The sequence below is a fragment of the Thermostichus sp. MS-CIW-30 genome (assembly GCF_054058015.1).
This window is the reverse complement of sequence record NZ_JBSRZW010000028.1, coordinates 1-24,110: the sequence shown is the minus strand read 5'-3', so window position 1 is coordinate 24,110 and position 24,110 is coordinate 1. Positions and strand designations below refer to the sequence as shown.

The window sequence follows — 24,110 nt, the reverse complement described above, 5'->3', positions numbered from 1 at the left end:
ATCCCTAGCTTAGGGCAGCGCCGAAGAACTCCACCGCTTCTGCCAACACGTCTAAAAAGCGATCCACCTCCGCCAACGTGTTGTACAGGTAAACACTGGCTCGGGCAGTGGATTGTACTCCCAAATAGCGATGGAGGGGTTGAGTGCAGTGGTGCCCCGCTCGAACGGCAATGCCTTGCTCATCCAGCAAAGTAGACAGGTCATGGGGATGGACAGCCTCCACCGAAAAGCTAACCAGCCCTGCCCGTCGCGCCGGATCCTTGGGGCCATAAACCGTAATACCCGCTATGTGCTGGATCCCGTCCAACAGGTGGGTAATCAACCTTTGTTCATGGGCATGAACCCGCTCCAGACCGATCTGGCTCAAGTAATCTACGGCTGCCCCCAGCCCCACCGCCTGGGCAATCGCCGGCGTACCAGCCTCAAATTTGTGGGGGATATCCGCATAGGTGGCGTGATCCCAGTACACATCGGCGATCATCTCTCCCCCACCCAAAAAAGGGGGCATCGCTCGCAGCAGCTCCCGCCTGCCGTAGAGGACGCCAATCCCCGTTGGGCCACACATCTTGTGCCCCGAAAAGGCCAACCAATCGCAATCCAGCGCCTGGACATCCACAGGCATGTGGGGCACGCTCTGGCAGGCATCCAGCAGAACCTTGGCTCCGTAACGATGGGCCAGTTCAGTCATCTCCTGAACGGGGTTGATGGATCCCAGCATGTTGGAGACCTGGGTTACCGCCACCAAGCGGGTGCGGTCGCTGAGCAAAGACCGGTAGTGCTCCAGATCCAACTCTCCCTCTGGCGTGATCTGGATGAACTTGAGGTGGGCTCCCGTCCTTTGGGCCACCCATTGCCACGGGATCAGGTTGCTGTGGTGCTCCATCACCGAGAGGACGATCTCATCCCCCCGCTCCAGATGGCTCAAGCCCCAACTGTAGGCCACCAGATTGATGGCTTCGCTGGCATTGCGGGTGTAGATGATCTCTTGAGGAGAAGGCGCGTTCACAAACCGAGCGATCTTTTCCCGCGCCCCCTCATAGGCATCTGTGGCTTCGTTGCTCAGCGTATGGACCCCACGATGCACGTTGGCGTTGCAGTGTCGATAGTAATGATCCATCGCCTGCATAACCGCCAGTGGCTTTTGAGAAGTGGCGGCATTGTCAAAGTAGATCAGCGGGTGGCCGTTGACCTGGCGCTGCAAAATCGGAAAATCTGACCGCACCTGGGCAGCCAGATCGAAAGAATGGTCAAGCTTGAGAGAAGAAAGGGGGGATACCGCCATAGTCTGCGCAAAAGGCCTGCTTCCCTCAGTATGACATCGCTTCCGGCCAGCCTTCGGCAAACCCATCCGCCCAATCCCTTCCAGCATCCAGGGATCCCTTCCTCCCTGACCTGAAAGCGAAGCTTGTCACAAAATGTAACTTTGTGTTAAGTTTGGTTACAGCAACCAATACGAGGTATTAGCAATGCAATCGTCTCCCAGAATCCCTTCTCGTCTGGACTCCGCTTCTGTTGCCCAGTACTACGACACCACCAACGACTGGATCCCAGGCTGGACAGAGCAAGCGGAGCGTTGGAATGGACGCTTGGCCATGTTGGGCTTGGTGATCAGCATTGCTACAGAAGCGGTGCTGGGCCACAGTGTTTTTGCCAGCACTCTCGCCCAGTGGCTAGGTCTGCAATAACCTGCAATAATTTGTCGAAGAACTTTTCGGTAGAGCCACATTGGACATCTCACAGACTTTCTCTTCGGCTTTGAGATGTTACAGCTCTACCCTTTTTGGGAGCTTTTTCACCCTTCAATCCCTATCTCGACAGTCCGATGATGCTTGACAATCCCTTCCTCCCCTACATTGCCGTCATGGTGGCCGGGCTGGTGGCCGCTGTTGTGATTGGCTCGATGGCTTTCTTCAACTCCAAGCGCCCTGCTGGCTGGGAAGGCGCCGGTCGCCCGCGGTACGTGCCGCAGTACGGTCAAGACGGCGATACCCCGCCGGAGTGGGAGATTGGCTGGACGGAGAAGGCCGAGCGATGGAACGGACGGCTGGCCATGCTGGGGTTTGCCATCAGTGTTGTGGTAGAGGCCATAGTGGGCCACAGCGTGTTTGCCTCTGCACTGGGGATCCGCTGATCCCAGTTGAAAGCTGTCTGATGGCTGGAAGAGTTGGAAAATGGCAGCCGGAGAGCTCCGCCTCTCTTCTTCTGGCTTTGACTCAGCCTTTGCCAGTACCCCAAGCTGGAGCTGGCCGCAGATGCAAGTCACTGCTGGCCTTCAGCCTTTACCACTGGATAATCTTTTTCTGAACAGCTGTCATGCACATGGCAACGCGGGCGTTGATCTCATCCTCAGAGCCGAAAATATCTAGCTTTTCTTTGAGCCTTTGGATACAGTTTTGTACGGTCTTCTTGCTGGTGTGAATGCGATCGGCAATGGCCTGATCGGTGAGGGCTTCTTTGCAGAGCAAGTTCAAGACCTCAATTTCTCGTTCTGTCAGCTTCGTAAGACCGCGCAACTCCCGCGGCATGCGCAATTCTCCATTCAGGGCGCTTTTGGCCCCCTCCAGAAACACGGTGCGCCGTTCCATTTTGTTGACCGCGGCAAACCCACCCTGGTGTTTGCTGATCAGGCCCACCAATGGAGTTAGCAGCAGCGGCTCGCTGGAATAGGCCATCACATTTAGGGTGGGGTAGTTCTCAAAGATATGACGCAGGAACTCTAGGCCAGGCTCGGCAGACTGCTCCCCGCTGGTTTGACCATAGAGCAGATCGGCTACAACCAAGTCTGGTTGTTCCCGCTGCAGGCGCAGGATGGCGTCCATGGGATTGGTGACCGTAATACATTGAGCATCTGCTGCAATGCGTTGCAGCCACTCACAGTTGTTTTGAGCCACCTCTGGATGATCTTCGACGATCAAAAACTTGAGCGGGGCAGTGGGGCTTTCAACCTCGGGCATCAATCCACTCCTCTAAATCCTTATCTTGTAGTCCATTCTCTGCCGAGCGAGCTTGGCCGAGATGCGTTCGTCGGCAAGGGATCCGTCTGCAAGCATAGCTCCCAGCCGACTACCCCAGTGTAGCCTCAGGTAGGGGCTTAGAGGTGAGCCTGGGGGGGTGGGAAAGGACAGGTTAGGCTAGAGGGTGACGTCGACTGGATCTTAACTGTGGTACCCCTGCAAGATCGCAACCCAACCACCCGCACAGCCTATGTCACTTATGCCCTGGTGATCGTTAACATCTTAATTTTTCTGTACCAGCTAACCCTGTCGCCACAAGAGCTGGCAGCTTTTTTCCGGGAGTGGGCAGTGGTACCGATAGAGTTGACGGCCAGTTTTCGAGGGGAGATCACCTCTTCGTCGCGTCCAGAATGGGTAACCCTATTCACCTCACAATTTCTGCATGGGGGTTTTCTCCACATTGGCGGGAACATGCTTTTTTTGTGGGTTTTCGGCAACAACGTTGAGGATCGCTTGGGCCATGTGCGCTACCTCATCTTCTACCTGACTTGCGGAGCTTTGGCTGCATTAACGCAGTGGTTTTTCGATATGGGATCCCCCATTCCTTCACTGGGGGCAAGCGGCGCTATTGCTGGCGTATTGGGAGCCTATATTTTGCGTTTTCCACGGGCCGAGATTCTGACCCTGGTGCCCTTGGGTATTTTTATCACAACCCTCTACGTTCCGGCTTGGGTGTTCCTAGGCTTTTGGTTCATCCAGCAAGCTTTCTACGGCATTGCCAGCCTACAGACGCCTACCAATATCGGTATGCAGGGTGGGGGAATTGCTTACTGGGCCCATGCGGGCGGTTTTGTGTTTGGGGCCATTTTGGGGCCGCTGATGGGGTTGTTTTCCGGCAAAAGCCCTTATGACCGCCAAATGACTTGGCAACAACGTGACAGGGATCTGTTTTGATTTGATCAGCTTTGATACTTTCTCAGTCTATTGTTAATCGGATAGCAGCGTGATGGGAGAAAGCCATGGTCAGTCTATCTGCCAAGCCTCTAACTCTGGAAGACTTTCTACAACAGCCGGAAACTCAGCCCGCCAGCGAGTTCATCAAAGGAGAAATTATCCAGAAGCCCATGCCACAGGGAAAACATAGCCGTCTCCAACTAAAACTGGGTAGCTTCATTAACGAGATGTTGGAGCCTTCTCAACTGGGAATGGCATTTCCAGAGCTGCGCTGCACCTTCGCCGGATACGCGATTGTGCCCGATATTTCTGTGATCCCCTGGGATCGGATCCCTGTAGATGAAGATGGCACCATTCAAAATCTCATCCCCTTTTGCCCTGATTGGATGATCGAGATTCTCTCTCCCAATCAAAATCCAATGAAGCTGGTCAAAAAAATCTTGATCGGCCTGGATCACGGCTGCCAAATGGGGTGGGTGGTGGATCCCGAAGAAAGGGTTGTTTTCGCCTACCCTGCCGGGCAGCAGCCGACAGTACATGAGGATCCCCAAGAGGTGATCCCCACTCCTGCGTTTGCCCAAGGGATCCAACTGACAATCGCAACTTTGTTCGGCTGGATGCAAGTTCAAGCTGGCGAGAGCCACAAGTCCAATGCGGGATAGAAAAAGAGTGGATCTCCTTCCATCCCTCAATTCTCAATTCAAATTCAACATTCAGTTGTTGTAGAGGGCAGGAGCTTGGGCAACCGTCTCACCAGTTTGGGGCAGTTCCTGCCGCAGCAGCGCCACCAAGGCGTTGGTGGATTGGTCGTAGAGGCTGGTCACCAGCTTGGGGTAGAGCCCAATGCCAATGATTGGGATCAGCAGACAGGCGATGATGAACACCTCGCGCGGCTCGGCATCCACCAACTCTTCGTGTTCGGTGAGCTCTTTGTTCTCCGGGCCAAAGAAAATCTGCCGCAACATCGACAGCAGGTAGATGGGGGTCAGGATCACCCCAACTGCCGCCAGGAAAACCACCACCAGCCGGAAGGGGAGAGAGTAAGCATCGGTGGTGGCCATGCCGATAAACACCATGATCTCGGCCACAAAGCCGCTCATGCCGGGTAGGGCTAGCGAAGCCAGGGAGCAGGCGGTGAACATGGAGAAGATCTTGGGCATCTTCAGGCCAACGCCGCCCATTTCCTCCAGCTCCAGCGTATGGGTGCGGTCGTAGGTAGCCCCCACCAAAAAGAACAGGCTGGCCCCGATCAGCCCGTGGGAGATCATCTGCAGCATGGCGCCGCTCATGCCGATCTCCGTCAGGGATCCGATGCCGATGAGCACAAAACCCATGTGGCTGATGGAAGAATAGGCGATCTTCCGCTTCAGGTTGCGCTGCGCGAAAGAGGTGAGGGCCGCAAAGATGATGTTCACCACCCCCAGCACGATCAGCACCGGCGCAAAGTAAAGATGAGCATCCGGCAGCATACCCGCATTCATGCGCATCAGGGCATAGCCCCCCATCTTGAGCAGGATCCCGGCCAGCAACATGTGAACCGGCGCGGTGGCTTCTCCGTGGGCATCGGGCAGCCAGGTGTGCAAGGGGAAAATGGGCAGCTTCACCCCATAGGCAATCAGAAAGGCCCCGTACATCAGCAGTTGGAAGGTGAGCGGATAGGTCTTGTGGGCCAGATCCGTCATGTCAAAGCTGATGGGATCCCCGTAGAAGGCCATAGCCAGACCTGCCACCAGGATAAACAGGGAGCTGAGAGCCGTGTAGAGGATGAACTTGGTGGCCGCATACAGGCGGTTGTATCCCCCCCAAATGGAGAGGAGCAAGTACACCGGGATCAGCTCCAATTCCCACATCAGGAAAAACAGCAACATATCCTGCACGGCAAACACCCCGATCTGCCCGCCATACATGGCCAGCATCAAAAAGTAGAAGAGGCGAGGTTTGAGGGTGACCGGCCAAGCGGCCAAGATGGCTAGGGTAGTGATAAACGCCGTGAGCAGGATCAGGGGCATGGAGAGGCCATCAGCCCCCACCGACCAACTCAAGCCCACTTGGGGTACCCAGGTGTAGCGCTCCAGCAGTTGCAAACCTGTCTGGCCGGGATCGTAGCCGACATAGAAGCCGGCCAGCAGAATCAGCAGATCCGTGACCGCAATGAACAAAGCAAACCAGCGGATCCGCTCGGCCAACTTTTGTGCGTAGGCGCGGGTACTGGGATCCCCAGCCGGTGATGGGATCAGGGGAATAAATAGGGCGGCCAACACAGGGTAAGCGATGACCGTGGTCAGCCAAGGAAACTCGTGCAAGCTGGGCAGCGCCATGGATGTAACCTCGCTTGTGCCATACCATCAGGGGGATCCCTGCCGGCTGCAATCCGACAGCCCTTTACCAGAATCGCCCTTGAGTATCTATGCTTAGCAAATCTACAGGATTATCTTAAGGCTCCCTCTCCCTTTGCGTTGGGATCCCTGGGATGGAGCAGATGCATGGGTGGATGTTGTACCCGAAAATCAAAATACAGTCTTCCACTGTTCTCACAAGGTAACCGATCTCATCATGCCTCAGCCCAAACTGATCATCCACGGCGGAGCCGGCAGCGCCCTGGAAGGGGAAAGCAGCCTGGAAAAAGTGAGGGGATCCCTGCAGCAGGTGGTGGAGAGCACCTACGAGCTGCTGTTGGCTGGGCAGAGTGCCGAGGCGGCGGTGATGCATGCCTGCCAGTTGCTGGAGGATGATCCGCTCTACAATGCCGGGACGGGGTCGGTCTTGCAATCGGATGGGCAAATCCGCATGAGCGCCGCTCTCATGAACGGGGCCACCCAGTCTTTTAGCGGGGTGATCAACGTCAGCCGAGTTCAGCATCCCATCCTCATGGCCCAGGCTCTGCAATCAAGCCCGGATCGCGTGGTGGCCGAACAAGGGGCAGCAGAGCTGGCGCGGGAGCTGCAGTTGCCGGTCTATGACCCGGCCACTCTCAATCGGGTTCAAGAGTGGGTGCAGTTGCGCCAAACCCATCCCCCAACTAGGGTTCTCACTGCTCTGGCCATGGGCACGGTGGGGGCGGTGGCGCTGGATCAACAGGGGCAAATCTGTGCCGGCACCTCCACCGGCGGGCGGGGGTTTGAACGGGTGGGGCGAGTAAGCGATTCGGCCACTCCAGCGGGAACCTATGCCAGTGCGGCGGCGGGAGTCAGTTGCACCGGTGTCGGGGAAGATATTTTGGATGAGAGCTTGGCGGCGCGGATTGTGATTCGAGTGGAAGATGGCCTCAGCCTGAAGGCTGCCATGGCCAAGTCTTTTCAAGAGGCCCGCCAACGTCGCCGCTCCTTTGGGGCCATTGCTCTATCGCGCTCGGGCGAGATTGCCTGGGATACCACCACCGACCTGCTGCTGGCCGCCTACCACGATGGGCAGGGGATCGGCTTGACGATCTAAACTTCTAGCCGGGCTTGCGGGATTAGACCTGGACAAGCCTGAGGCGGTTGGATAAGAGTAGGATAAGAGTAGAAATAGTACTTAAACAAACCAAGTCTGCCCCCTGGCGGGCCACTGTAGAGCGTTTATGGCACTTCACGCGGAGTTGCACCGTCATTTGGGCGGTTCGGTTGTCCCCCGAATTCTGTGGCGCTATTTTCACCGCCAGGGATCCCCTTTGGCAGAGCGCTTTCCCACCTATGCCGAGTTTGAGGAGTTCTACACCCGCCCGCGCAACACCCTCGAGGATTACCTGGAGCTGCACACGCTGGTGGAACAGGTGCAGACCCTGGAAACCCTGCCCTATTTTATCTACCGCCTGCTGCGGGGAGCCTACATCTTTGAGGATCTGGCCTACCTAGAGATTCGCTACACCCCCTACCTACGCACGGATCCCAGCCTGGATGAGGCGGAGCGCCTCAAGCAGATGCGCCAGGTAATCGAGACGGTGGGGCAGGCCAGCCAGCAGCGAGAGTATCCCATCGTCACCACCCAGATCGTCTGTTTGCATTCACGCCTGCCCAGCCACATCAACCGGGCCATGGTGGAAGCTGCCGCTGAGTCGGAGTATGTGTGTGCCATCGACCTGGCCGGGGGAGACAAGCCCTACGGCGAACGGATGGACGAGTGGATTGAGCTGTTCAAGTATGCGCTGGCCCGCGGCCTAAAAACCACTGCCCACCTGTACGAAACTTTGGATGGCTGCTACCCACAGTTGCTGCCCTATGTCTCGCGGATCGGCCACGGCATTCAGATCCCCCTCCACTATCCAGAATTGCTGCCGGAGCTGGCGCGGCGAGGCCAATGCCTGGAAGTTTGTCCCACCACCTATCTAAAAACGGGAACTCTACCCAGTTTGGAGCCCCTCAAGATTGTCTTTGACCGCTGCTTTGAGGCGGGGGTGGATATCGCCATCTGCACCGACAACGCCGGCTTGCACAATGTACGCCTGCCGTTTGAGTACGAGAACCTGCTGACCCACGACATTATCGATTTCGAGCAGCTCAAACACTGCCAGGAAGCAGCTTTTCGTCACGCTTTTGCCTGGCCCTATAAGGGGCGTCCGGCCTCATTGTTGTCGGAGTTACAGCAGGGGGTATCTGCTTCTTTGGTGGCTCTCTGATCCCCTCAGCGGGACGGAGTCTTTATTCTTCATCCGAGCTTCTTGAGAATAGGGAAGGGATCCGTAACAGAGACAGGGGCAGCTTTCGCAAGGGAAATAACCGCTTGGATCCCTTGCCCAGAGCGATGCTGAGGGGCATCCGAGGGTGGATGAAGCCCAACAGAATCCAATGCTGAGTCTACTGAGCCAAGCATGAAGGTCTATATCAGTGCCGATATTGAAGGGATCGCCGGCATCAGCCATTGGGATGAGGCCACCATCGGCCAGCCGGGTTACGAGGCATTCCGAGAGCAGATGACCCGAGCAGTGATCGCGGCTTGTGAGGGATCCCTGGCTGCCGGAGCCACGCAGATCACAGTCAAAGATGCCCATGACTCCGGGCGGAACCTCATCCCCGAACGGTTGCCGGAGCCGGTGCAACTCATCCGCGGCTGGAGCGGCCACCCCTACTGTATGGTGCAAGAGCTGGATCGCAGTTACAACGCCCTGATCTTGATCGGCTATCATGCCCGCGCCGGATCTGCTGCCAACCCCCTCGCCCACACCTACACCACCGAAGTTAGCCAAATCCGGCTGAACGGCCAGGCCATCGCCGAGTTTCACCTGGTCAGCCTCACGGCTGCCTATGAGGGAGTCCCAGTTGTGTTTGTAGCCGGAGATGCGGAGGTGTGTGCCGCAGCGAAAGCTTATGACGCCCACATCGAGACGGTGGTCACCCACAAAGGGATAGGCCAGTCGGTCATTACGCCACATCCGCAGCAGGTTCTACAGGCCATCCGCCAAGGTGTAGAGGGATCCCTGAGGCGGCTGTCGGCCTACCGTCCTCGCCCACTGCCGGATCACTTTCAATTGGAAGTGGACTACAAGGATCCCGCTCGGGCCTACCGCAAGTCTTTTTATCCCGGCTGCCGGTGGATTGCCGATTCCACGGTTCGGCTGGAAGTTTCCGAGTGGTTTGAGGTGTTGCGGGCTTTGGAGTTTATCGTGCTCACCTAGCCAGGGATCCAAGCGGCATCTGGATGAGGCGAGCAGCAGCTTCCCTGAGGCTGGTCTCGGAAAGGTCAGACAGCTCAATCCGGGCCCGAAGGCGATTGAAGTTTTGCTGCAGCCCGTGTCGATAGGTGGGGTCGTAGTGCTGCTCCAGCAACTCCTGCACAAACTGCGGCCAGTCTTGGGCGTCGATCAGCTCAAACCAACGCTGCAGGCGGGCCTGGCCAAGACGGGACTTCAGAGGCAGCAATTTTTCCTTCAGCGCTTGGGGGTGAGCAATCCAGTGGGGATAGTGGGCGATCAGCCCCTTCACCCGCTCCTCTAGAGGCAACTGCACTTCGACACAGTCGGCTTGGGTGAGGGCTTGCCAAAGGGCAGGGGGCAGATGGAGCTGGCCCACTTTGGCACTCTCAGCCTCCACCCAGACTGGCTTGGCGGGATCCCACTGGAGAAAAACCTGCACCAGTTGACTTTCAAAGCTCTTCTGACTGGGCTGTGGCACCCCCCACTCGGCCCCCAGAAGGGATCCCCGGTGACAGGCCAGCTTTTCCAGATCGAGAACTTGGGATCCCTGTTGGCGCAGATGGTGAAGCAACTGGGTTTTGCCGCTCCCTGTTGGTCCGCAGAGCACTCGGTAGGTAAATTCCTGGGGCAAGATCTGCAGCTGTCGGCGCACCCAGGCCCGGTAGGTTTTGTAGCCACCTTGCAAAACCGTAACCTGCCAGCCCACCTGGGACAACACCAATGCCAAGCTGGCAGAGCGCTGCCCTCCCCGCCAGCAGTAGATTAGGGGCCGGTAATCGCGATCTTTATCGGCAAAATGGGTTTGCAAGTGGCGACTGATGTTCTGGGCCACCAAGCTTGCCCCTCGTTTGCGGGCTGTAAAGGGATCCACCTGCTTGTAGAGCGTGCCCACCTCCGCCCGTTCTGTATCGTAGAGTACAGGCAAGTTGATGGCTCCCGGCCAATGATCCTCTGCGAACTCTGCCGGAGAGCGCACATCGATAATTTCGCTGTAGGTGTGCAGCCAGGGCTCTGCAGTGAAGTGAATCGGAGGAGACACAAACCTGTGGATGGAAATGGCAAGCTAGCGCAATCTTGAACAGTTTCTAGCTTAGCCAACGCTGCTGCTCAAGGAAGCCCAGGGCTAACCCTAGCCTATCCCCTCGCAGGTGGACTTCTCGCTTTTCCAAAAGTTTAGGCAAGGTCTCTGGAACATGCAGGATGCCATTTGCCGCTCTCAAAAAAGTTATAGAGGTTTTCAGGCTCTCCAGGTGCCACCTCAGATAGAAAGGTGAGCTCGGACTTTTTCTTCGTCCATTTGGTCAGTCGGCCCCTCCATGATAAGGGATCCATTTTCCATAAGATAAAAGTAATCGGCCAGACTTTGGGCAAACTCAAAATACTGCTCCACCAGCAACACCGAAACGCCCCGCTCCTTTTGAATACGGGTGATGGCTTCTTCAATCTCGATGATGATGGAGGGTTGGATCCCTTCTGTAGGCTCATCCAGGAGCAAAAGTTTGGGCTCTGCCACCAAAGCCCTGGCGATGGCCAGTTGCTGCTGCTGCCCACCGCTCAAATCCCCACCCAGCCGTTTAAGAAAAGAACGCAGAATTGGGAATAGGTCATAGACAAACTCAGGTATGATCCGTTCTCTGTCCGGTGCCGCTTCTAGCCCCACCAGCAGGTTTTCCTCAACCGTTAGGCGGGGAAATATCTCTCGACCTTGGGGTACATAGCCAATACCGGCGCGGGCTCGCCAATTGGGAGGGTAATGGTTGATAGGACGGCCCTCAAAAGCAATTTTGCCTGTGCAGTCTTTCAGAAGTCCCATCAGGGCTTTAAGTGTGGTGGTTTTGCCCATACCATTGCGGCCCAGAAGGCAAACCGCTTGGCCGGGAAAGATCTTAAAAGAGAGATCCTTCACAATTAAACTCTGACCATAGTAAACCCTCAAGTTGGAGACCTCCAGGAGAGGCCCGGATCCATCTCGGGATAAGTTTTGTGTTGCGGTCGCGTTTTCCGTATTCATAGGCCTGCGCATGAGTCGATTAGATACAGAACTATAGCCTCTTTGCTTAGTTTTTCCCCTTGTGGGATCCGAGATAGACCTCAATCACTCGCGGGTCGTTTTTCACATCCTCAAAGGTACCTTCGCACAGCACCGAGCCTTGGTGTAAAACGGTAACCTTGCGGGCAATTTGTCGTACAAACACCATGTCATGTTCGATCACCAAAATGGTGTGGCTTTGGGCTAAGGATTGAATTAACTCTCCTGTAGCTTCTGTTTCTTTGTCCGTCATCCCGGCCACGCATTCATCCAGCAGCAGCAAATCCGGATCTTGAGCAATCACCATGCCGATCTCCAGCCATTGCTTTTCTCCGTGGGAAAGCAGCCCTGCCGGAACCCGATCCTTACGGCTGAGGCCAATGGTTTCCAAAAGAGCATCCGTTTTTTCTCGCAGATGCTTTTTGCCCAATAGGGTGGAAAAAACCCTTTTGTCAGGGTTGAGGGATAGCTCCAAGTTTTCTCGCACGCTCAAGTTTTGATAGACCCGCGGCGTCTGAAACTTGCGCCCAACACCCAAAATCGAGATCTCGTGTTCCTTGAGCTTGGCCAGATCCTTTCCTTTGAACAGCACCCATCCTCGGGTGGGCTTAACCTTGCCCGTCAGCACATCGAGAAATGTAGTCTTACCCGCCCCATTGGGACCGATGACCACCCGCAGCTCCCCTTCCTCCAGAGAGAAGTTCAACCCATCTAAAGCCTTAAAGCCGTCGAAGCTGACGGTGAGATCCTGGGTTTGTAAAATTTGTCGGGTGGCGGTGGGAGCTGCAGTAAGCATGGGGATCACATCCAAGAACGGAAAGGGCAGAGGGCGAACAGGGTTCTCAACCCATCAAACTCAACCCATCAAATAAATAAGAGAGGACACTTGGCATCGCTGGCTTACCCATCAGATCTGGGATCCTTTTACTCTGAACTTGCACCTTGCGTATGATGCACATCGACAGAAAGCCAGATTTAAGCTGGGGAAGTATCTGCCAAGCGCCTGCGCCAAAGCTGGACAGTGACCCAAAGCTGCCTGCCTTGGGTGCGCACCCAACCCACCAGTCCATCCGGCAACACCAGCACCACCAGCAGGAACAATCCCCCTTGGAAAAACAACCAAATTTCGGGAAAATTTTCGCTCAGCAAGCTCTTGGCAAAGTTAACCAACAGAGCCCCCAGCACCGCCCCCACCAAACTGGCCCGACCGCCCACCGCCACCCAGATTACCATCTCAATGGAAAAGGGAACGGCCATCGCATTGGGAGAGATGATCCCAGTTTGCAAGGTAAACAAAGCTCCGGCAACACCCGCCAGGGCAGCAGACACGGCAAACACCAGAACTTTAAAGCCGGTGGGATCGTAGCCGGAAAAACGAACCCGCGGCTCGTCATCTCGAATGGCTACCAGGATCCGACCGAATAGGCCGCTGGTCAGCCAACGACAGAGAAGGTAAGCCAAAACCACCGCCAGAACTGTAGTGACATAGACAGCGAAGCGCATCTCGGACGAGTTGACATCCAGGCCAAACAAAGTCTGGAAGTTGGTCAGGCCGTTGGTGCCATTAATTAAGCGCTGTTGGCCGTTGAAGAAGTTAAAGAAAATAATCGTGATGGCCTGAGTTAGAATGGAGAAATAAACCCCTCGAATGCGATTTCTCACCACCAAATATCCCAGGGCTGCTGCCACCAAAGCCGGGATCAAGACAACAGCAACAACCGTGAACGGAAACGAATAAAAGGGGTACCAAAACCAGGGCAATTCCGTTACCCCATAGAGGCTGAAAAACTCCGGTATCTGACCTTCCGGCAATTGCAATTTCAGGTGCATCCCCAGAGCGTAGCCCCCCAAGGCGAAGAACACCCCATGCCCCAGGCTGAGCATGCCGGTATAGCCCCAGATGAGGTCGATCCCCAAAGCTACAATGCTGAGGGCCAGAAACCGCCCCAACAAGTTGAGCCGAAAGCCAGACAGCACAGTTGGGGCCACAAAGATCAAGGCCAGCACCAAAACGATGAGGATCCCGGCCTCCCACAGAAGCTTGCGAGAAGAATTGGGATCCCCACCCGCGGCGGGAGCAGCCACTTCATGATCAGCACGGGGGGAATGAACCAGTTTCATGGGCTTTGTGAGGGAGTAGAAGATGGAGAGTCTGGTCCTAGAGTTTTCGCCAAGCGAGATCATTCCCTAGGCATCCACCATACGACCTTTTTCGGGGAAAAGGCCCCGAGGTCGCACCTGCAAAAAGGCCACGATCAAAGCAAAGACCATCACCTTGGCCATGCTCGTGGTGGCAAAAAAGTTGAGGGTATCGGTCAGGATGGGCACGTTGGGAAAAATCAAAGCCAGCGTCCCGGAACCGATGACAAAGTTGGCAATCCCGATCCCAAGCGCCGCCACAATACTGCCTAAGAGCTTACCAACACCCCCCACGACGACCACCATAAAGGTATCCACGATGTAGTTCTGGCCGGTGTTCGGCCCCACGGATCCCAGCAGGCTGACCGCCACGCCGGCTACTCCCGCCAGACCCGAACCGATGGCAAAGGTAAGGGCATCCACCTTTTGCGTGGGGATCCCTACACAGGCACTCATGGCCCGATTCTGGGTAACCGCCCGGATGCGCAGCCCCCAGCGGGTGCGCTGCAAGAAGAAGTACAGCCCTAGGATGCAGAAGACAGTGAGGGCGATGATAAACAGGCGGGTATTGGGCAAAAACAGGCTGCCCACCGGGATCCCACCCCCCAGCCACCGGGGAGCCGTCACGTCTTTGTTCTGGGCGCCGAACCAAGGCTGGGTAACCGCCAAAGCACAGGTTTGCGCCAGCACCCGCCCCCCCACCGATGCAATGGCCGTGGAGAGCACCAACAGCAGCGCCAGTGTCCACCCTTTGAGGCGCGGCCAATCCGTTCGCCTGGCCAAGAGCCACCAGCCGCCAAAAAAGAGCACCGCGAAGGCCCCCAAGCGGAAAGCCAGCACCCAATTGACGCTGCGCACAAACTGCTGCAGGATCAGGCTCACGCCCCAGGTGGCCAAAAGGGTCTCCAAGGGTCGGCCATACAAAAAGCGGATCACCCCCCGCTCCAAGGCCAGCCCTACCAGAGCAGTGACGGCAAAGGCTGCCACCAAAGCCGGGAAGATATACAGATCCCGCCAGGGATCCCCTAGGGGACGAAAGGCATTTTGAACCACAAAAGTGGTGTAGGCCCCCAACATCATCAGCTCCCCATGGGCCATGTTGATGACCCCCATGAGGCCGAAAACAATGGCTAAGCCCAGAGCGGCTATCAGCAAGACGGTGCCGATGCTAAGGCCGTTAAACAAGCTATCCAAGAGCAAGGTCATCGGCAGGGGATCCTCCTTCCAACTAAACTAGGGAGGCTAACCGAGCATCTAGGCGGGATCCCCGACCCTATCCAAACGGCAAGGGATCCCAGCCCTGGCCAGGACTAGCTGACTTTGTAGCGACCGCCCTTGGCCGGATCTGACCAATCGCAGGCAAAGCCCTTGGTCTCTGCCACAAACTGGTTCCAGGGCTGCGGCTCCACGGCATCCGTAGAAAAGATGACATCAAACAAACCGTCAGAGCGCACCTGGCCGATCCGCACATACTTGGTCAGGTGGTGATTGGTGTTCATGGTTACCAAGCCTTCTGGGGCATCAAAGGTCTGGCCATAGGCTGCCTGCCGCACGGCGTCGATTTCCACTGTTCCCGCTTTTTCCACTGCCTGCTTCCAGATGTAAACCATGATGTAGGCGGCTTCCATCGGGTCGTTGGTGACGCGGTTTTGGCCGTATTCTGCCTTGAAAGCCTCCACAAACTTCTTGTTGGCAGGCGTATCCACCGTCATAAAGTAGTTCCAGGCGGCGAAGTGCCCTTCCAAAAATTCGGGGCCAATGGCCTGCACCTCTTCTTCGGCAATGCTGACGGACATGGAAGGATAACGATCTGGCCCCAGCCCTGCCCCTTCCAGTTGTTTGAAAAAGGCCACGTTGCTGTCGCCGTTCAAGCTGTTGTAGATCACACCGCCATTGGGAAGAGCGGCCCGGATCTTGCTGATGATGGGGGTAACTTCTGTGTTGCCCAAAGGCAGATAGTCTTCACCCACCACTTTGCCCCCCAGGGCTTCCAACTGGGCCTTGATGATGGTGTTGGCCGTGCGGGGGAACACATAGTCGGATCCCACCAGGAAGAACTCTTTACCTTTATTGTTGAGCAGCCATTCCACGGAAGGCTCGATCTGCTGGTTGGGGGCAGCGCCGGTGTAGAAGATGTTTTTGGAGCACTCTTGTCCTTCGTACTGCACGGGATACCAGAGCAGGTGCTGCTTGGATTCAAACACCGGCAACACGGCTTTGCGACTGGCCGAAGTCCAGCATCCAAACACCGTTGCCACCTTGTCCACATCGATCAATTTGGTGGCTTTCTCGGCAAAGGTTGGCCAATCGGAAGCCCCGTCCTCGATAATCGGCTCGATCTGCTTGCCCAAAACCCCACCGGCGGCATTGATCTCTTTGATAGCCAGCTTTTCCGCATCCACCACGCTGGTTTCCGAAATGGCCATGGTGCCGCTGAGGGAGTGCAAAATGCCAACGCGAATGGTCTCTCCCTGGGCGTAGGCGGGCACAGACCGCTTCACCCAGATCTGCGGCCCCAGGGCAGCCCCGGCTCCGGCCAGAGCGCCCATTTTCAGCACTTGACGACGATTAAATGATAGAGCCATCGGTGATCTCCGAAACGAAGTGAGTGCAAAGGGTATTAAGAAGTCCAGTTGTTGCAGCAGCCCGGCCAACGGGGGGAAGCACCTAGCTCATCACCTCGCCCATGTGTTAAATTTGCCCAACTGCAGTCGGCTGAGGCTTTCACCGAATGCCTTCCCAACGTCAACAGGGGAAAGGCTAATCCTGCAGTCGAGAAAGCGTTGTGCATCCCTGTTGCCTTAACGTGTTCCATCAAACCCATTCAGCCCGGAGAGAATTGTATCGCGGGATACCTTTTCCCAGAATCCGAGCCCTTTCCCCACAGGCTGTAGGCAGAGGCAGGGATCCCTTGCTGCCGGCATAATAGGGGTTCTGGGGTCGAGAATTAGTTGAGAGTTAATAGCTTATGGTGCAACAGGCCGGCTATGGATCTTGGCGATCCCCGATTACCGCTGACCTGGTGGTGACGGGATCCCTGCGCTTGGGACAGATGGTTTGGGATCAGGGGGATCTCTACTGGACGGAGGGCCGCCCGCAAGAAAAAGGGCGCAATGTGTTGATGCGGCGCTCTGCCGACGGGATCCTGGTGGAGCTGACACCGGCACCTTTCAATGTGCGGACACGGGTGCATGAGTATGGGGGTGGAGCTTATTGGGTGTCGGCAGGGGTAGTGTATTTTTGCAACTTCGCTGACCAACGGCTCTACCGCCTGCTGCCGGGTTCGGATCCCCAGCCCCTGACGGAAGCAGGCCCCTATCGCTACGCCGACGGGGTGGTGGATCGGGCGCGTGGACGCATCCTCTGTGTGCGGGAAGATCACAGCCGCCAGGGAGAGCCGGAAAACAGCCTTGTCTCGATTGACTTGGAAAGCGGATCCCAGCAGATTTTGGCTTCTGGGCACGACTTCTACGCCAGCCCGCGCCTCAGTCCAGACGGCCAGACCTTGGTATGGCTGACCTGGGATCACCCCCAAATGCCCTGGGACGGCACAGAGCTGTGGCGGTCTGAGGTGAACCCTGACGGCAGCTTGGGAGAACCTCAAAAGCTGGCCGGTGGCCCTGCCGAGTCGATCTTCCAGCCCCAGTGGTCACCGGAGGGGGATCTCTACTTTGTTTCCGATTGCAGCGGCTGGTGGAACCTCTATCGCTGGGATCCCCAGGGCCCCATTCCCCTCTGCCCTATGGAAGCGGAGTTTGGAGAGCCGCAGTGGGTGTTTGGCCTGAGCACCTACGGCTTTGCTGGGGATGGGCGCATTCTGGCCTGCTACCAACAGGGGGGTCTGTGCCATTTGGCCTACCTGGATCCCCAGTCGGGGCAACAGGAAGAGATCCCTTTGCCCTACACCGAGATCCACAATCTGCAGGTAAGTGGGGAAAAAGCCGCTTTCCTGGCCGGATCCCCGACGGAAGCCACTGCCTTGGTCTGCCTAGACTTACCCTCCAGCCAAGTGGAGGTGGTGGCCCGTTCCAGCAGCGTGGCGGTGGATCCCGACTATCTGTCGATCCCAGAGCCCATTGTTTTTCCCACCGGTGGCGGCAAGGAAGTGGCCTACGCCTTCTTCTATCCCCCCAAAAACCGAGACTTTGTTGCCCCTGCTGGCGAAAAGCCACCCCTGCTGGTGAAAAGCCACGGCGGGCCCACCGGAGCGACGGCAGCGGTGCTCAACCTAGGGATCCAATACTGGACCAGTCGGGGGATTGCCGTTTTGGATGTGAACTACCGGGGCAGCAGCGGCTACGGACGGGCCTATCGGGATGCCCTCAAAGGCCGGTGGGGCCTGGTGGATGTGGAAGATTGCATTGCCGGAGCTCAATTTTTGGCAGAACAGGGCAAGGTGGATGGGGAACGGCTGCTCATTCAAGGGGGCAGCGCTGGCGGCTATACCACGTTGGCGGCCTTGACCTTCCACAGGGTCTTCCGAGCAGGTGCCAGCTACTACGGGGTGAGCGATCTGGAAGCCCTGGCCCAGGAGACCCACAAGTTCGAGTCTCGCTACTTGGACAGCCTTATTGGCCCCTACCCAGAGCGACGGGATCTCTACCGGGAGCGTTCCCCCATTCATCACCTGGAGGGCCTCAATTGTCCGGTTATCTTCTTCCAAGGGTTGGAAGACGCCATCGTGCCCCCCAATCAGGCGGAGAGGATGGTGGCAGCCCTACGGGCCAAAGGGATCCCAGTGGCCTATGTGCCCTTCGAGGGAGAGCAACACGGCTTTCGCCAGGCGGCCAACATCAAACGGGCTTTGGAGGCAGAGCTTTACTTTTATGCCCAGGTGTTGGGGTTTCCGCTGGCAGAACCTCTTGAGCCGGTTCGGATCGAGAACTTGGACACCTGATGATGACTGCTCAATGGGTCGAATAGAAAGGGATCCCGTCCCATCTATGGCCCATTGTTGCTCCACAACGCTGTCGCGACAGAGCAGCCCCTCTATGATGGACTTACCAGCCAACCCGGATGGAGTCATCGATATTGCTCCGCAACACTGTCGCGACTGCTGGTAAGAGAGCTGGTCATGAGCGTCAGTAGCCCTTCCTTCCGTGAACTGCCCATCTTAGAAAGCGGCGATCGTCTCACCCGCGATGAGTTTGAACGGCGCTATCAAGCCATGCCTCAGCTCAAAAAAGCCGAGCTGATTGAGGGAATTGTTTACGTGGCATCTCCCCTCAGATATCGCCGACATGGCAGACCACACAGCCACATCATGGCCTGGCTGGGAGTTTATGAAGCAGCAACGCCGGGGGTTGAGTCGGCGGGCAATCCAACCGTTCGCCTGGACTTGGACAATGAGCCGCAGCCAGATGCCATATTGCGGATGCACGAATCTTGTGGGGGACAGTCCCGCATTAGCGAGGATGACTACATTGAGGGTGCACCGGAGCTGATTGTGGAGATTGCCGCCAGCACAGCTTCCTACGACCTGCATGATAAGCTGCGGGCCTACCGGCGCAACGGCGTGCGGGAATATCTGGTCTGGCTAACCCAAGAGCAAGCCTTTCGCTGGTATGTCTTCCAGAATGGAGAGTACGTGCAGCAACAGCCCAATGAGTTGGGCGTTTTGTACAGTCGGGTGTTTCCGGGGTTGTGGTTAGCCGTGGACGCGCTGCTGACGGGCAACATGCAGCAGGTGTTGGGTGTGCTGCAAAGGGGAATTGAGTCGGAGGAACACCGAGAGTTTGCAGCGCGGTTGGCAACCCGAGAAGCAGAGGCTGGAGCCTAGGCCATGAGTCGGAGGGACGGGTTTGCGCTCGCAAAGGCTCAGGTTAATGGCTGTGGGCCAACAGGTTGGGCTCGAAGACAGCCATCTCCAACCGAAACGGGATCCCCATGTGGGCCAGCCAGTCCTGCAGGGGATCATCGGCCAGCGCCAGGATCTGTCCTTGGAGGGAAACGTGGGCCGGGCGGTGCCAATTGCCCAGTTGATGAATCACCTGGCCCATCTGGATGGGGTTTTCAGGTTGAATCAAGAGCACCGGTTCGGGTTGGGCTCTGACCCGAATGTGTCGCTGCGCATCCGCATAGAGCAGATCCCCATCGTGAAGATGGGTGCCCCGAGGCAGCATCAACTGGATCTCGGTGCCCCGATCGCTCACCAGCCGTTGCCGGGATCGCTGGCGGTCGTGCCAAGTGAGGGCAACCACTTCCAATTGGCCGGGGATCCCCTCTGGCGGCTCGTCCAGCAGTTGCGTCACCGTAATGGCCGCGGGCTCCTCTCCCGCAGCATGGGCATCTTCGCTCATGTTAGGGACTCCAGATACTGGCTGAGGTCTTCTTGAAGGCGAGAGAACTCCACCTCAGTGGAAAAGCGCAGCCCTTCCGTTTTCACAGTAACCAAGACCTTGGCTGCGTGGGGGCCAGCCCAGATGTTGGGGTTGCAGAACATCTCCAAAGAGAAGTCGGCAGCAGAATGATGAAACTCAACCGGATCCTGAGGCTGCTGCCGGGAGCTGCCCGAGCGAACCTTGAGCCGCTCCAAGAGGATTTGCAGGGCCTTGTGCCATTGTTGTGCCACCTCTGGCGAAAGGGAGAAACTGGCCGAGCCGGTTGCGAAGTTGAGGGCAAACTGAGGAAAATGGGTAGTCATGGAGGCCCGTACCGTTCGCGAAGTGTCCTCTGGAGGGCAGCATTGGACAACAACAGTATCTTACGTCAGCTCTTGCTAATGGGCGTGGGCACAACCACTCTGCTGGCAGAACAGTTGAGAAAGGCTGCCGACGACTTGGTGCAGAAGGGGCAGCTCAACCCAGAAGAGGCATCCAATGTCATCAACAACCTGCTCAACCAGGTGAAGGCCGAGCAGAGTAACTTTGAATCCTACGTTCAGCGGCAGGTGCGCAACGTCCTGCAGGATCTGGGCGTGCCCCGCCAATCGGAAATGGACGAGCTGCGGGGGCGGCTGGATCGGCTGGAGCGGCAGGTGCGCAATTTGGAGAATCAGGTTTACCGCCGGTAGCCGAGCTGAGCCTTCCCCTTTTGCCGGCTTTCCTTTGCCGTTGGGCAGGGTTTTGCCGAACGTTGCGATACCCTGAAGTCCTCTCTGGGAGAATTCATCAAGTTCCCATGCCAAGCGAAGTTTTGACCATCACAGGCCGAGGGATCCCCCTGCTGGGCAACGACATCGACACCGATCGGATTATCCCGGCCCGCTTTTTGAAGTGCGTCACCTTCGACGGCTTGGGCCAGCACGTGTTTGCCGACGACCGCGCCCAGGATCCCGGCCAACACCCCTTCGATCAGCCTCAGTACCAGGGAGCCCAGATCCTCGTGGTCAATGCCAATTTTGGCTGTGGCTCCAGCCGGGAGCATGCCCCCCAAGCGCTGGCCAAATGGGGGATCCGCGCTCTCATCGGTGAAAGCTTTGCCGAGATTTTCTTCGGCAACTGCTTGGCCCTAGGGATCCCTTGTGTCACGGCACCCCCGGCTGTGATTCAAGCTCTGCAGAAGGCGGTGGCCGAGGATCCCCAGCTCCAGTTGACGCTGGATCTGCCCAACAAACAGGTGCGCTGGGAGGCAAATACCGCTGCTGTGGAGATCCCCCAGGGAGCCTGGCAAATGCTGGTGCAGGGCACCTGGGACGCCACAGGACAACTGCTGGCCGCCCAAGCCCAGATTCAGCAAGTAGCCGCTTCTTTACCCTACCTGCGTTGGCAGCGAGCCCGTTGAGCAATCCTCTCCCCCCTGATACCCATACATGGCTGGGCAGTGCTGACCCAGATTTTCTGGATTTGGCGATCCGGGAGATAGAAGCTGCGGATCCAGAGGCTGCCGTGCAGCGGCTAAAGGAAGCACCTGGCTTGGTGTGGGTATGCAGCCAACGCTCATTTGCTGACCTGGCTGAGGCTTGGCAAGCTGACCCGCCCATTTTTTTACGCCACATCTGCCCCATTCACCAAGAACGGCGGCTGGCCGAGGGATCCTTAGTTGAATTGCGCCTTGATGGGGAAATGTTGGCAGCCATTGACCCCGCCCTCAGCTTTTCGGTTCAGACGCGCCTGTTTGGAGAGCCGGCTCTCAAGCCCTTCCAGGTCAATGAAACCCTGGCCGAACAGGTGATGGCAGCGGTGGGATCCCCCCTGGAGGTCAAAGACCCACAGCAGGTAATCTCGGTGGTGATCCTGGCTCAACCGATGGGCATTCGCGCTTGGCTGGGCCTATCCTTGGCTGCCCAGAACCTCTCCAACTGGGCCGGTGGGATCCATCGCTTTCGGCGGGATCCAGAGCAGATCAGCCGCTCCGAGTTTAAGCTGCTGGAGGCCATCCAGGTGTTTCAGATTCCCTTGGTGCCGGGGGGACAGGCTCTGGATCTGGGGGCAGCACCGGGGGGATGGTCGCGCATTTTGCGCCTATATGGCCAGCAGGTCACGGCAGTGGATCCGGCGGACTTGGACGAGCGCCTCAGCCAAGATCCGGGGATCTGCCACCATCGCCTCAGCGCCCAAGCCTACTTGGCCCGTGGCCCAGGCCGGTTTCACCTGATCCTCAACGACATGCGCATGGATGGCCCGGCTTCCGCCCACCTGATGGTGGCTTTTGCTCCCCATCTGGAGCCACAGGGGAGAGCTGTGATGACCCTGAAGCTACCCCACCAACACCGCCTGCGGGTGCTGCGGCAAAGTCTGGAGATTTTGGGTAGTGCCTTCCCCCTGGTGAGAGCCCGCCACCTGTTTCACAATCGCAGCGAAGTCACCCTCTACTTGCAACAGGGGATCCCTGCCCCTCAATCTGCCGTTTCCACCACCTGAATCTCCCGACGGAGCACCATTTCGCGAATGGACTCCAGCAAGCCTATCTCTTCGGGGGAGATTTTGCCGTCGGCCCGGATGGCGTTGACGATTTGATCCACCTCTGTGCGGGTGAGCTTTTTGTCTTCCAGCGCTCGATCCACCAGCGCTTGCAATTGCGAAAACTCCATAAGGCTCCTCTGCGCTTGAACAGGTCTTGTCGCCTCATTTCCTCATCTAAGCTACCCGCGCTGCCCAAAATCTCCTGCAAGCGCAAGATTCTCTTCAGGTATCCTAAAGAAAACGTGAAACCCACCGAGAGGAAGACATCATGGCTGGCCCGGATCCCAGGAGCACTGCGCACGATTGCGCCACCCTCTGTCGAGATGGCTGTGTCTTGGGAGAGGACTGCCCCCACCGAGAGGCGGCTCGCCAAGCCGTGGCCTTTGTCATGAGCACCGACTGGGAGACCTTGATGCGGATTGCCGAATCCAAGAACCTGCCCAAAAGCTCCCCTCAGGAGGAGATGGATCCCCTGCAGTTTTTGGAGAACTACCGCTTGGGCGGGTAGGCCCCAACCAGTCTCCCTAAGGACAAGGGATCCCTGCTGAGGATCCAGGGGTTTTGAGCCATACTTTTGAGCCATACTGAGTTAGGTGGGATCCCTGGATTCTATGGTTTGGCCTTGGATCATCATTGGGTTAGTCCTCATTTCTGCCGAATTGTTTTTGCCAGAATTGGTTGCCGGCTCGGTGGGGCTGGCGGCGCTCTTGGCGGGGCTTTTGGCTTATTTGGGGCTGCCGATCTGGGTACAATTTGCCAGCTGGATTGGGGCATCGGTGGTGTTGATTATCCTCAGCCGCCGTCTGGTGCCCCATGGATCGGTTCAGGTAGAGGAATCTCGCGAGGCGCGGGCAATCACCCCCATTCCCCCAGGCGAACGGGGGCGGGTTTCTTATCTGGGTTCCACCTGGAACGCCAAGTGCAGCATTCCCAACCTGGAAATCCAAGCCGGGCAGGAGCTCTACGTGGTGGAGCGACAGGGGAATACCCTCATTGTCATGCCGGCCAAGATGCTCAAGTCCTGACCTGGACAAATGTTTGTTTCCCTTGTTGCCTTGAGCGAGGGATCCCTGCTTGGGTGTGCATCAGAGGCGGGGATCTGGCATAATCACAAAAGCTAAGCCGGGATGTAGCGCAGCTTGGTAGCGCATCTGCTTTGGGAGCAGAGGGCCGCAGGTTCAAATCCTGTCATCCCGATCCTGACTGCGACGGGAATTGAGCCGTTTACGCTATTGACCGAGAGTTTCCCACCTATCCAGAGCCCCGCAGCCAAAACCCGCATCTATCGGCAGGGGTGCAGTCTTTGTCTTGAAGGCGCAAGAAGCAAACTCTTCGATTCTTCGATGCCATGAAAGAAATGGGCGGATCAGCTAGAAATCGCAGGAGCCCCGCACTGTACCCGTAGGGTCAGTGCCGGGAGGAATGCGGAAGTTATGATAGAACCATGACCCAAGTCCTGACCGTATCCTGCAAGCTCAAGGTGTCCCCGTCGCAGGCCGCCAAATTGGACGCGACTTTGGAGGCTTTTGGCCAAGCCTTGAACTGGGTCAACCAGAACACGCCGGAGAAAGTCGCCAACGCCG

General features: G+C 57.1%; 26 protein-coding genes, 1 tRNA gene and 1 pseudogene. 16 read left to right on the top strand and 12 right to left on the bottom strand.

Annotation, left to right across the window (positions count from 1 at the left end; translation table 11 throughout):
- Window positions 1-4: 4 nt before the first annotated feature.
- Window positions 5-1,282, bottom strand: a complete 1,278-nt coding sequence (locus ACVWXW_RS11680) for a cysteine desulfurase (protein WP_414416545.1) — start codon at window positions 1,280-1,282, stop codon at window positions 5-7.
- Window positions 1,283-1,466: 184 nt separating this feature from the next.
- Here ACVWXW_RS11680 and ACVWXW_RS11675 point away from each other — a divergent pair, with 184 nt between their 5' ends.
- Window positions 1,467-1,685, top strand: a complete 219-nt coding sequence (locus tag ACVWXW_RS11675; RefSeq protein WP_011433585.1) for a hypothetical protein — start codon at window positions 1,467-1,469, stop codon at window positions 1,683-1,685.
- 137 nt (window positions 1,686-1,822) lie between these two features.
- Window positions 1,823-2,131: a photosystem II assembly protein Psb35 gene (gene psb35 / locus ACVWXW_RS11670; protein WP_414422025.1), complete on the top strand. Its 309-nt coding sequence runs from the start codon at window positions 1,823-1,825 to the stop codon at window positions 2,129-2,131.
- A 148-nt stretch (window positions 2,132-2,279) separates the two neighbouring features.
- Here the strand turns inward: psb35 and ACVWXW_RS11665 are convergent, their stop codons facing one another.
- On the bottom strand, window positions 2,280-2,954 hold the full coding sequence (locus tag ACVWXW_RS11665; RefSeq protein ID WP_414408845.1) for a response regulator transcription factor: 675 nt from the start codon (window positions 2,952-2,954) through the stop codon (window positions 2,280-2,282).
- Between the two features lie 207 nt (window positions 2,955-3,161).
- Between ACVWXW_RS11665 and ACVWXW_RS11660 the strand changes: the two genes are divergently transcribed.
- Together ACVWXW_RS11660 and ACVWXW_RS11655 are read left to right on the top strand one after the other, a co-directional pair.
- Window positions 3,162-3,908 (top strand): rhomboid family intramembrane serine protease, encoded by a 747-nt coding sequence (locus tag ACVWXW_RS11660; protein ID WP_414342387.1) that lies wholly within the window; start codon window positions 3,162-3,164, stop codon window positions 3,906-3,908.
- A gap of 65 nt (window positions 3,909-3,973) precedes the next feature.
- On the top strand, window positions 3,974-4,570 hold the full coding sequence (locus ACVWXW_RS11655) for a Uma2 family endonuclease (protein ID WP_457403936.1): 597 nt from the start codon (window positions 3,974-3,976) through the stop codon (window positions 4,568-4,570).
- A 51-nt stretch (window positions 4,571-4,621) separates the two neighbouring features.
- Here ACVWXW_RS11655 and ACVWXW_RS11650 read toward each other — a convergent pair whose 3' ends face one another.
- Window positions 4,622-6,226, bottom strand: coding sequence for an NAD(P)H-quinone oxidoreductase subunit 4 (locus tag ACVWXW_RS11650; RefSeq protein ID WP_457403935.1), 1,605 nt, complete (start codon window positions 6,224-6,226; stop codon window positions 4,622-4,624).
- Window positions 6,227-6,461: 235 nt separating this feature from the next.
- On the opposite strand from ACVWXW_RS11650, the gene ACVWXW_RS11645 reads away from it, so the two are divergent.
- From ACVWXW_RS11645 to ACVWXW_RS11635, 3 genes are all read left to right on the top strand, one after another.
- Window positions 6,462-7,340: an isoaspartyl peptidase/L-asparaginase gene (locus ACVWXW_RS11645; protein WP_457403934.1), complete on the top strand. Its 879-nt coding sequence runs from the start codon at window positions 6,462-6,464 to the stop codon at window positions 7,338-7,340.
- 127 nt (window positions 7,341-7,467) lie between these two features.
- Window positions 7,468-8,502, top strand: a complete 1,035-nt coding sequence (locus tag ACVWXW_RS11640) for an amidohydrolase family protein (RefSeq protein WP_414357521.1) — start codon at window positions 7,468-7,470, stop codon at window positions 8,500-8,502.
- Between the two features lie 192 nt (window positions 8,503-8,694).
- Window positions 8,695-9,498: a M55 family metallopeptidase gene (locus tag ACVWXW_RS11635; RefSeq protein ID WP_414331638.1), complete on the top strand. Its 804-nt coding sequence runs from the start codon at window positions 8,695-8,697 to the stop codon at window positions 9,496-9,498.
- On the opposite strand, the gene mnmH is transcribed toward ACVWXW_RS11635, so the two are convergent.
- The 6 genes from mnmH to urtA form a co-directional block, all read right to left on the bottom strand.
- On the bottom strand, window positions 9,491-10,555 hold the full coding sequence (gene mnmH, locus ACVWXW_RS11630) for a tRNA 2-selenouridine(34) synthase MnmH (protein WP_457403933.1): 1,065 nt from the start codon (window positions 10,553-10,555) through the stop codon (window positions 9,491-9,493). The genes ACVWXW_RS11635 and mnmH overlap by 8 nt on opposite strands.
- 219 nt (window positions 10,556-10,774) lie before the next feature.
- Window positions 10,775-11,539, bottom strand: coding sequence for an urea ABC transporter ATP-binding subunit UrtE (gene urtE / locus ACVWXW_RS11625; protein WP_011433598.1), 765 nt, complete (start codon window positions 11,537-11,539; stop codon window positions 10,775-10,777).
- Window positions 11,540-11,573: 34 nt separating this feature from the next.
- On the bottom strand, window positions 11,574-12,341 hold the full coding sequence (gene urtD / locus ACVWXW_RS11620; RefSeq protein WP_457403932.1) for an urea ABC transporter ATP-binding protein UrtD: 768 nt from the start codon (window positions 12,339-12,341) through the stop codon (window positions 11,574-11,576).
- 179 nt (window positions 12,342-12,520) lie between these two features.
- Entirely contained in the window at window positions 12,521-13,729 is a 1,209-nt protein-coding gene (gene urtC, locus ACVWXW_RS11615) for an urea ABC transporter permease subunit UrtC (RefSeq protein ID WP_457403931.1), read from the bottom strand.
- 3 nt (window positions 13,730-13,732) lie between these two features.
- Window positions 13,733-14,890: an urea ABC transporter permease subunit UrtB gene (urtB, locus tag ACVWXW_RS11610; protein ID WP_457403930.1), complete on the bottom strand. Its 1,158-nt coding sequence runs from the start codon at window positions 14,888-14,890 to the stop codon at window positions 13,733-13,735.
- A gap of 104 nt (window positions 14,891-14,994) precedes the next feature.
- Window positions 14,995-16,269 carry an urea ABC transporter substrate-binding protein gene (gene urtA / locus ACVWXW_RS11605; protein WP_457403929.1) on the bottom strand — a complete coding sequence of 425 codons (1,275 nt, stop codon included), beginning with the start codon at window positions 16,267-16,269 and terminating at the stop codon, window positions 14,995-14,997.
- A gap of 383 nt (window positions 16,270-16,652) precedes the next feature.
- Here urtA and ACVWXW_RS11600 point away from each other — a divergent pair, with 383 nt between their 5' ends.
- Both ACVWXW_RS11600 and ACVWXW_RS11595 read left to right on the top strand, forming a co-directional pair.
- A complete protein-coding gene (locus ACVWXW_RS11600) occupies window positions 16,653-18,581 on the top strand; it encodes a S9 family peptidase (protein WP_457403928.1) in 1,929 nt (642 codons plus the stop codon).
- Window positions 18,582-18,758: 177 nt separating this feature from the next.
- Complete coding sequence (locus tag ACVWXW_RS11595; RefSeq protein ID WP_041436634.1) at window positions 18,759-19,463, top strand: Uma2 family endonuclease; 705 nt, start codon at window positions 18,759-18,761, stop codon at window positions 19,461-19,463.
- Between the two features lie 43 nt (window positions 19,464-19,506).
- On the opposite strand, the gene ACVWXW_RS11590 is transcribed toward ACVWXW_RS11595, so the two are convergent.
- Together ACVWXW_RS11590 and ACVWXW_RS11585 are read right to left on the bottom strand one after the other, a co-directional pair.
- On the bottom strand, window positions 19,507-19,983 hold the full coding sequence (locus ACVWXW_RS11590; RefSeq protein ID WP_457403927.1) for an urease accessory protein UreE: 477 nt from the start codon (window positions 19,981-19,983) through the stop codon (window positions 19,507-19,509).
- On the bottom strand, window positions 19,980-20,327 hold the full coding sequence (locus ACVWXW_RS11585; RefSeq protein WP_457403925.1) for a hypothetical protein: 348 nt from the start codon (window positions 20,325-20,327) through the stop codon (window positions 19,980-19,982). Before ACVWXW_RS11585 ends, ACVWXW_RS11590 begins: the two co-directional genes overlap by 4 nt.
- 42 nt (window positions 20,328-20,369) lie before the next feature.
- Between ACVWXW_RS11585 and ACVWXW_RS11580 the strand changes: the two genes are divergently transcribed.
- The 3 genes from ACVWXW_RS11580 (at window position 20,370) to ACVWXW_RS11570 (ending at window position 22,485) form a co-directional block, all read left to right on the top strand.
- Window positions 20,370-20,696, top strand: a complete 327-nt coding sequence (locus ACVWXW_RS11580; RefSeq protein WP_011433607.1) for a phasin family protein — start codon at window positions 20,370-20,372, stop codon at window positions 20,694-20,696.
- Window positions 20,697-20,803: 107 nt separating this feature from the next.
- Window positions 20,804-21,406: a 3-isopropylmalate dehydratase small subunit gene (leuD, locus tag ACVWXW_RS11575; RefSeq protein ID WP_457403924.1), complete on the top strand. Its 603-nt coding sequence runs from the start codon at window positions 20,804-20,806 to the stop codon at window positions 21,404-21,406.
- On the top strand, window positions 21,403-22,485 hold the full coding sequence (locus tag ACVWXW_RS11570; protein ID WP_457403922.1) for an SAM-dependent methyltransferase: 1,083 nt from the start codon (window positions 21,403-21,405) through the stop codon (window positions 22,483-22,485). Before leuD ends, ACVWXW_RS11570 begins: the two co-directional genes overlap by 4 nt.
- Here the strand turns inward: ACVWXW_RS11570 and ACVWXW_RS11565 are convergent.
- On the bottom strand, window positions 22,461-22,655 hold the full coding sequence (locus ACVWXW_RS11565; protein WP_457403921.1) for a hypothetical protein: 195 nt from the start codon (window positions 22,653-22,655) through the stop codon (window positions 22,461-22,463). The two genes, ACVWXW_RS11570 and ACVWXW_RS11565, sit on opposite strands and share 25 nt — an antisense overlap.
- A 140-nt stretch (window positions 22,656-22,795) precedes the next feature.
- On the opposite strand from ACVWXW_RS11565, the gene ACVWXW_RS11560 reads away from it, so the two are divergent.
- The 4 genes and pseudogenes from ACVWXW_RS11560 to ACVWXW_RS11545 form a co-directional block, all read left to right on the top strand.
- A complete protein-coding gene (locus tag ACVWXW_RS11560) occupies window positions 22,796-23,035 on the top strand; it encodes a hypothetical protein (protein ID WP_011433611.1) in 240 nt (79 codons plus the stop codon).
- A 103-nt stretch (window positions 23,036-23,138) separates the two neighbouring features.
- Window positions 23,139-23,552, top strand: a complete 414-nt coding sequence (locus ACVWXW_RS11555; protein WP_414346738.1) for an NfeD family protein — start codon at window positions 23,139-23,141, stop codon at window positions 23,550-23,552.
- 98 nt (window positions 23,553-23,650) lie between these two features.
- Window positions 23,651-23,724 (top strand) — tRNA-Pro (locus tag ACVWXW_RS11550).
- 247 nt (window positions 23,725-23,971) lie between these two features.
- A pseudogene (locus ACVWXW_RS11545) lies at window positions 23,972-24,110 on the top strand (RNA-guided endonuclease TnpB family protein); the annotation flags it as partial.

Excerpts from the sequence above, each read along its gene's own strand:
- ACVWXW_RS11640 (WP_414357521.1), top strand. The coding sequence starts at position 7,468 with ATGGCACTTCACGCGGAGTTGCACCGTCATTTGGGCGGTTCGGTTGTC.
- ACVWXW_RS11585 (WP_457403925.1), bottom strand. The coding sequence starts at position 20,327 with ATGACTACCCATTTTCCTCAGTTTGCCCTCAACTTCGCAACCGGCTCG.
- ACVWXW_RS11675 (WP_011433585.1), top strand. The coding sequence starts at position 1,467 with ATGCAATCGTCTCCCAGAATCCCTTCTCGTCTGGACTCCGCTTCTGTT.
- psb35 (WP_414422025.1), top strand. The coding sequence starts at position 1,823 with ATGATGCTTGACAATCCCTTCCTCCCCTACATTGCCGTCATGGTGGCC.
- urtD (WP_457403932.1), bottom strand. The coding sequence starts at position 12,341 with ATGCTTACTGCAGCTCCCACCGCCACCCGACAAATTTTACAAACCCAG.
- ACVWXW_RS11595 (WP_041436634.1), top strand. The coding sequence starts at position 18,759 with ATGAGCGTCAGTAGCCCTTCCTTCCGTGAACTGCCCATCTTAGAAAGC.
- urtB (WP_457403930.1), bottom strand. The coding sequence starts at position 14,890 with ATGACCTTGCTCTTGGATAGCTTGTTTAACGGCCTTAGCATCGGCACC.
- ACVWXW_RS11650 (WP_457403935.1), bottom strand. The coding sequence starts at position 6,226 with ATGGCGCTGCCCAGCTTGCACGAGTTTCCTTGGCTGACCACGGTCATC.
- ACVWXW_RS11680 (WP_414416545.1), bottom strand. The coding sequence starts at position 1,282 with ATGGCGGTATCCCCCCTTTCTTCTCTCAAGCTTGACCATTCTTTCGAT.
- ACVWXW_RS11655 (WP_457403936.1), top strand. The coding sequence starts at position 3,974 with ATGGTCAGTCTATCTGCCAAGCCTCTAACTCTGGAAGACTTTCTACAA.
- urtC (WP_457403931.1), bottom strand. The coding sequence starts at position 13,729 with ATGATCTCGCTTGGCGAAAACTCTAGGACCAGACTCTCCATCTTCTAC.
- ACVWXW_RS11665 (WP_414408845.1), bottom strand. The coding sequence starts at position 2,954 with ATGCCCGAGGTTGAAAGCCCCACTGCCCCGCTCAAGTTTTTGATCGTC.
- leuD (WP_457403924.1), top strand. The coding sequence starts at position 20,804 with ATGCCAAGCGAAGTTTTGACCATCACAGGCCGAGGGATCCCCCTGCTG.
- urtA (WP_457403929.1), bottom strand. The coding sequence starts at position 16,269 with ATGGCTCTATCATTTAATCGTCGTCAAGTGCTGAAAATGGGCGCTCTG.
- ACVWXW_RS11600 (WP_457403928.1), top strand. The coding sequence starts at position 16,653 with ATGGTGCAACAGGCCGGCTATGGATCTTGGCGATCCCCGATTACCGCT.
- ACVWXW_RS11565 (WP_457403921.1), bottom strand. The coding sequence starts at position 22,655 with ATGGAGTTTTCGCAATTGCAAGCGCTGGTGGATCGAGCGCTGGAAGAC.
- ACVWXW_RS11560 (WP_011433611.1), top strand. The coding sequence starts at position 22,796 with ATGGCTGGCCCGGATCCCAGGAGCACTGCGCACGATTGCGCCACCCTC.
- urtE (WP_011433598.1), bottom strand. The coding sequence starts at position 11,539 with ATGCGCAGGCCTATGAATACGGAAAACGCGACCGCAACACAAAACTTA.
- ACVWXW_RS11590 (WP_457403927.1), bottom strand. The coding sequence starts at position 19,983 with ATGAGCGAAGATGCCCATGCTGCGGGAGAGGAGCCCGCGGCCATTACG.
- ACVWXW_RS11645 (WP_457403934.1), top strand. The coding sequence starts at position 6,462 with ATGCCTCAGCCCAAACTGATCATCCACGGCGGAGCCGGCAGCGCCCTG.
- ACVWXW_RS11555 (WP_414346738.1), top strand. The coding sequence starts at position 23,139 with ATGGTTTGGCCTTGGATCATCATTGGGTTAGTCCTCATTTCTGCCGAA.
- ACVWXW_RS11635 (WP_414331638.1), top strand. The coding sequence starts at position 8,695 with ATGAAGGTCTATATCAGTGCCGATATTGAAGGGATCGCCGGCATCAGC.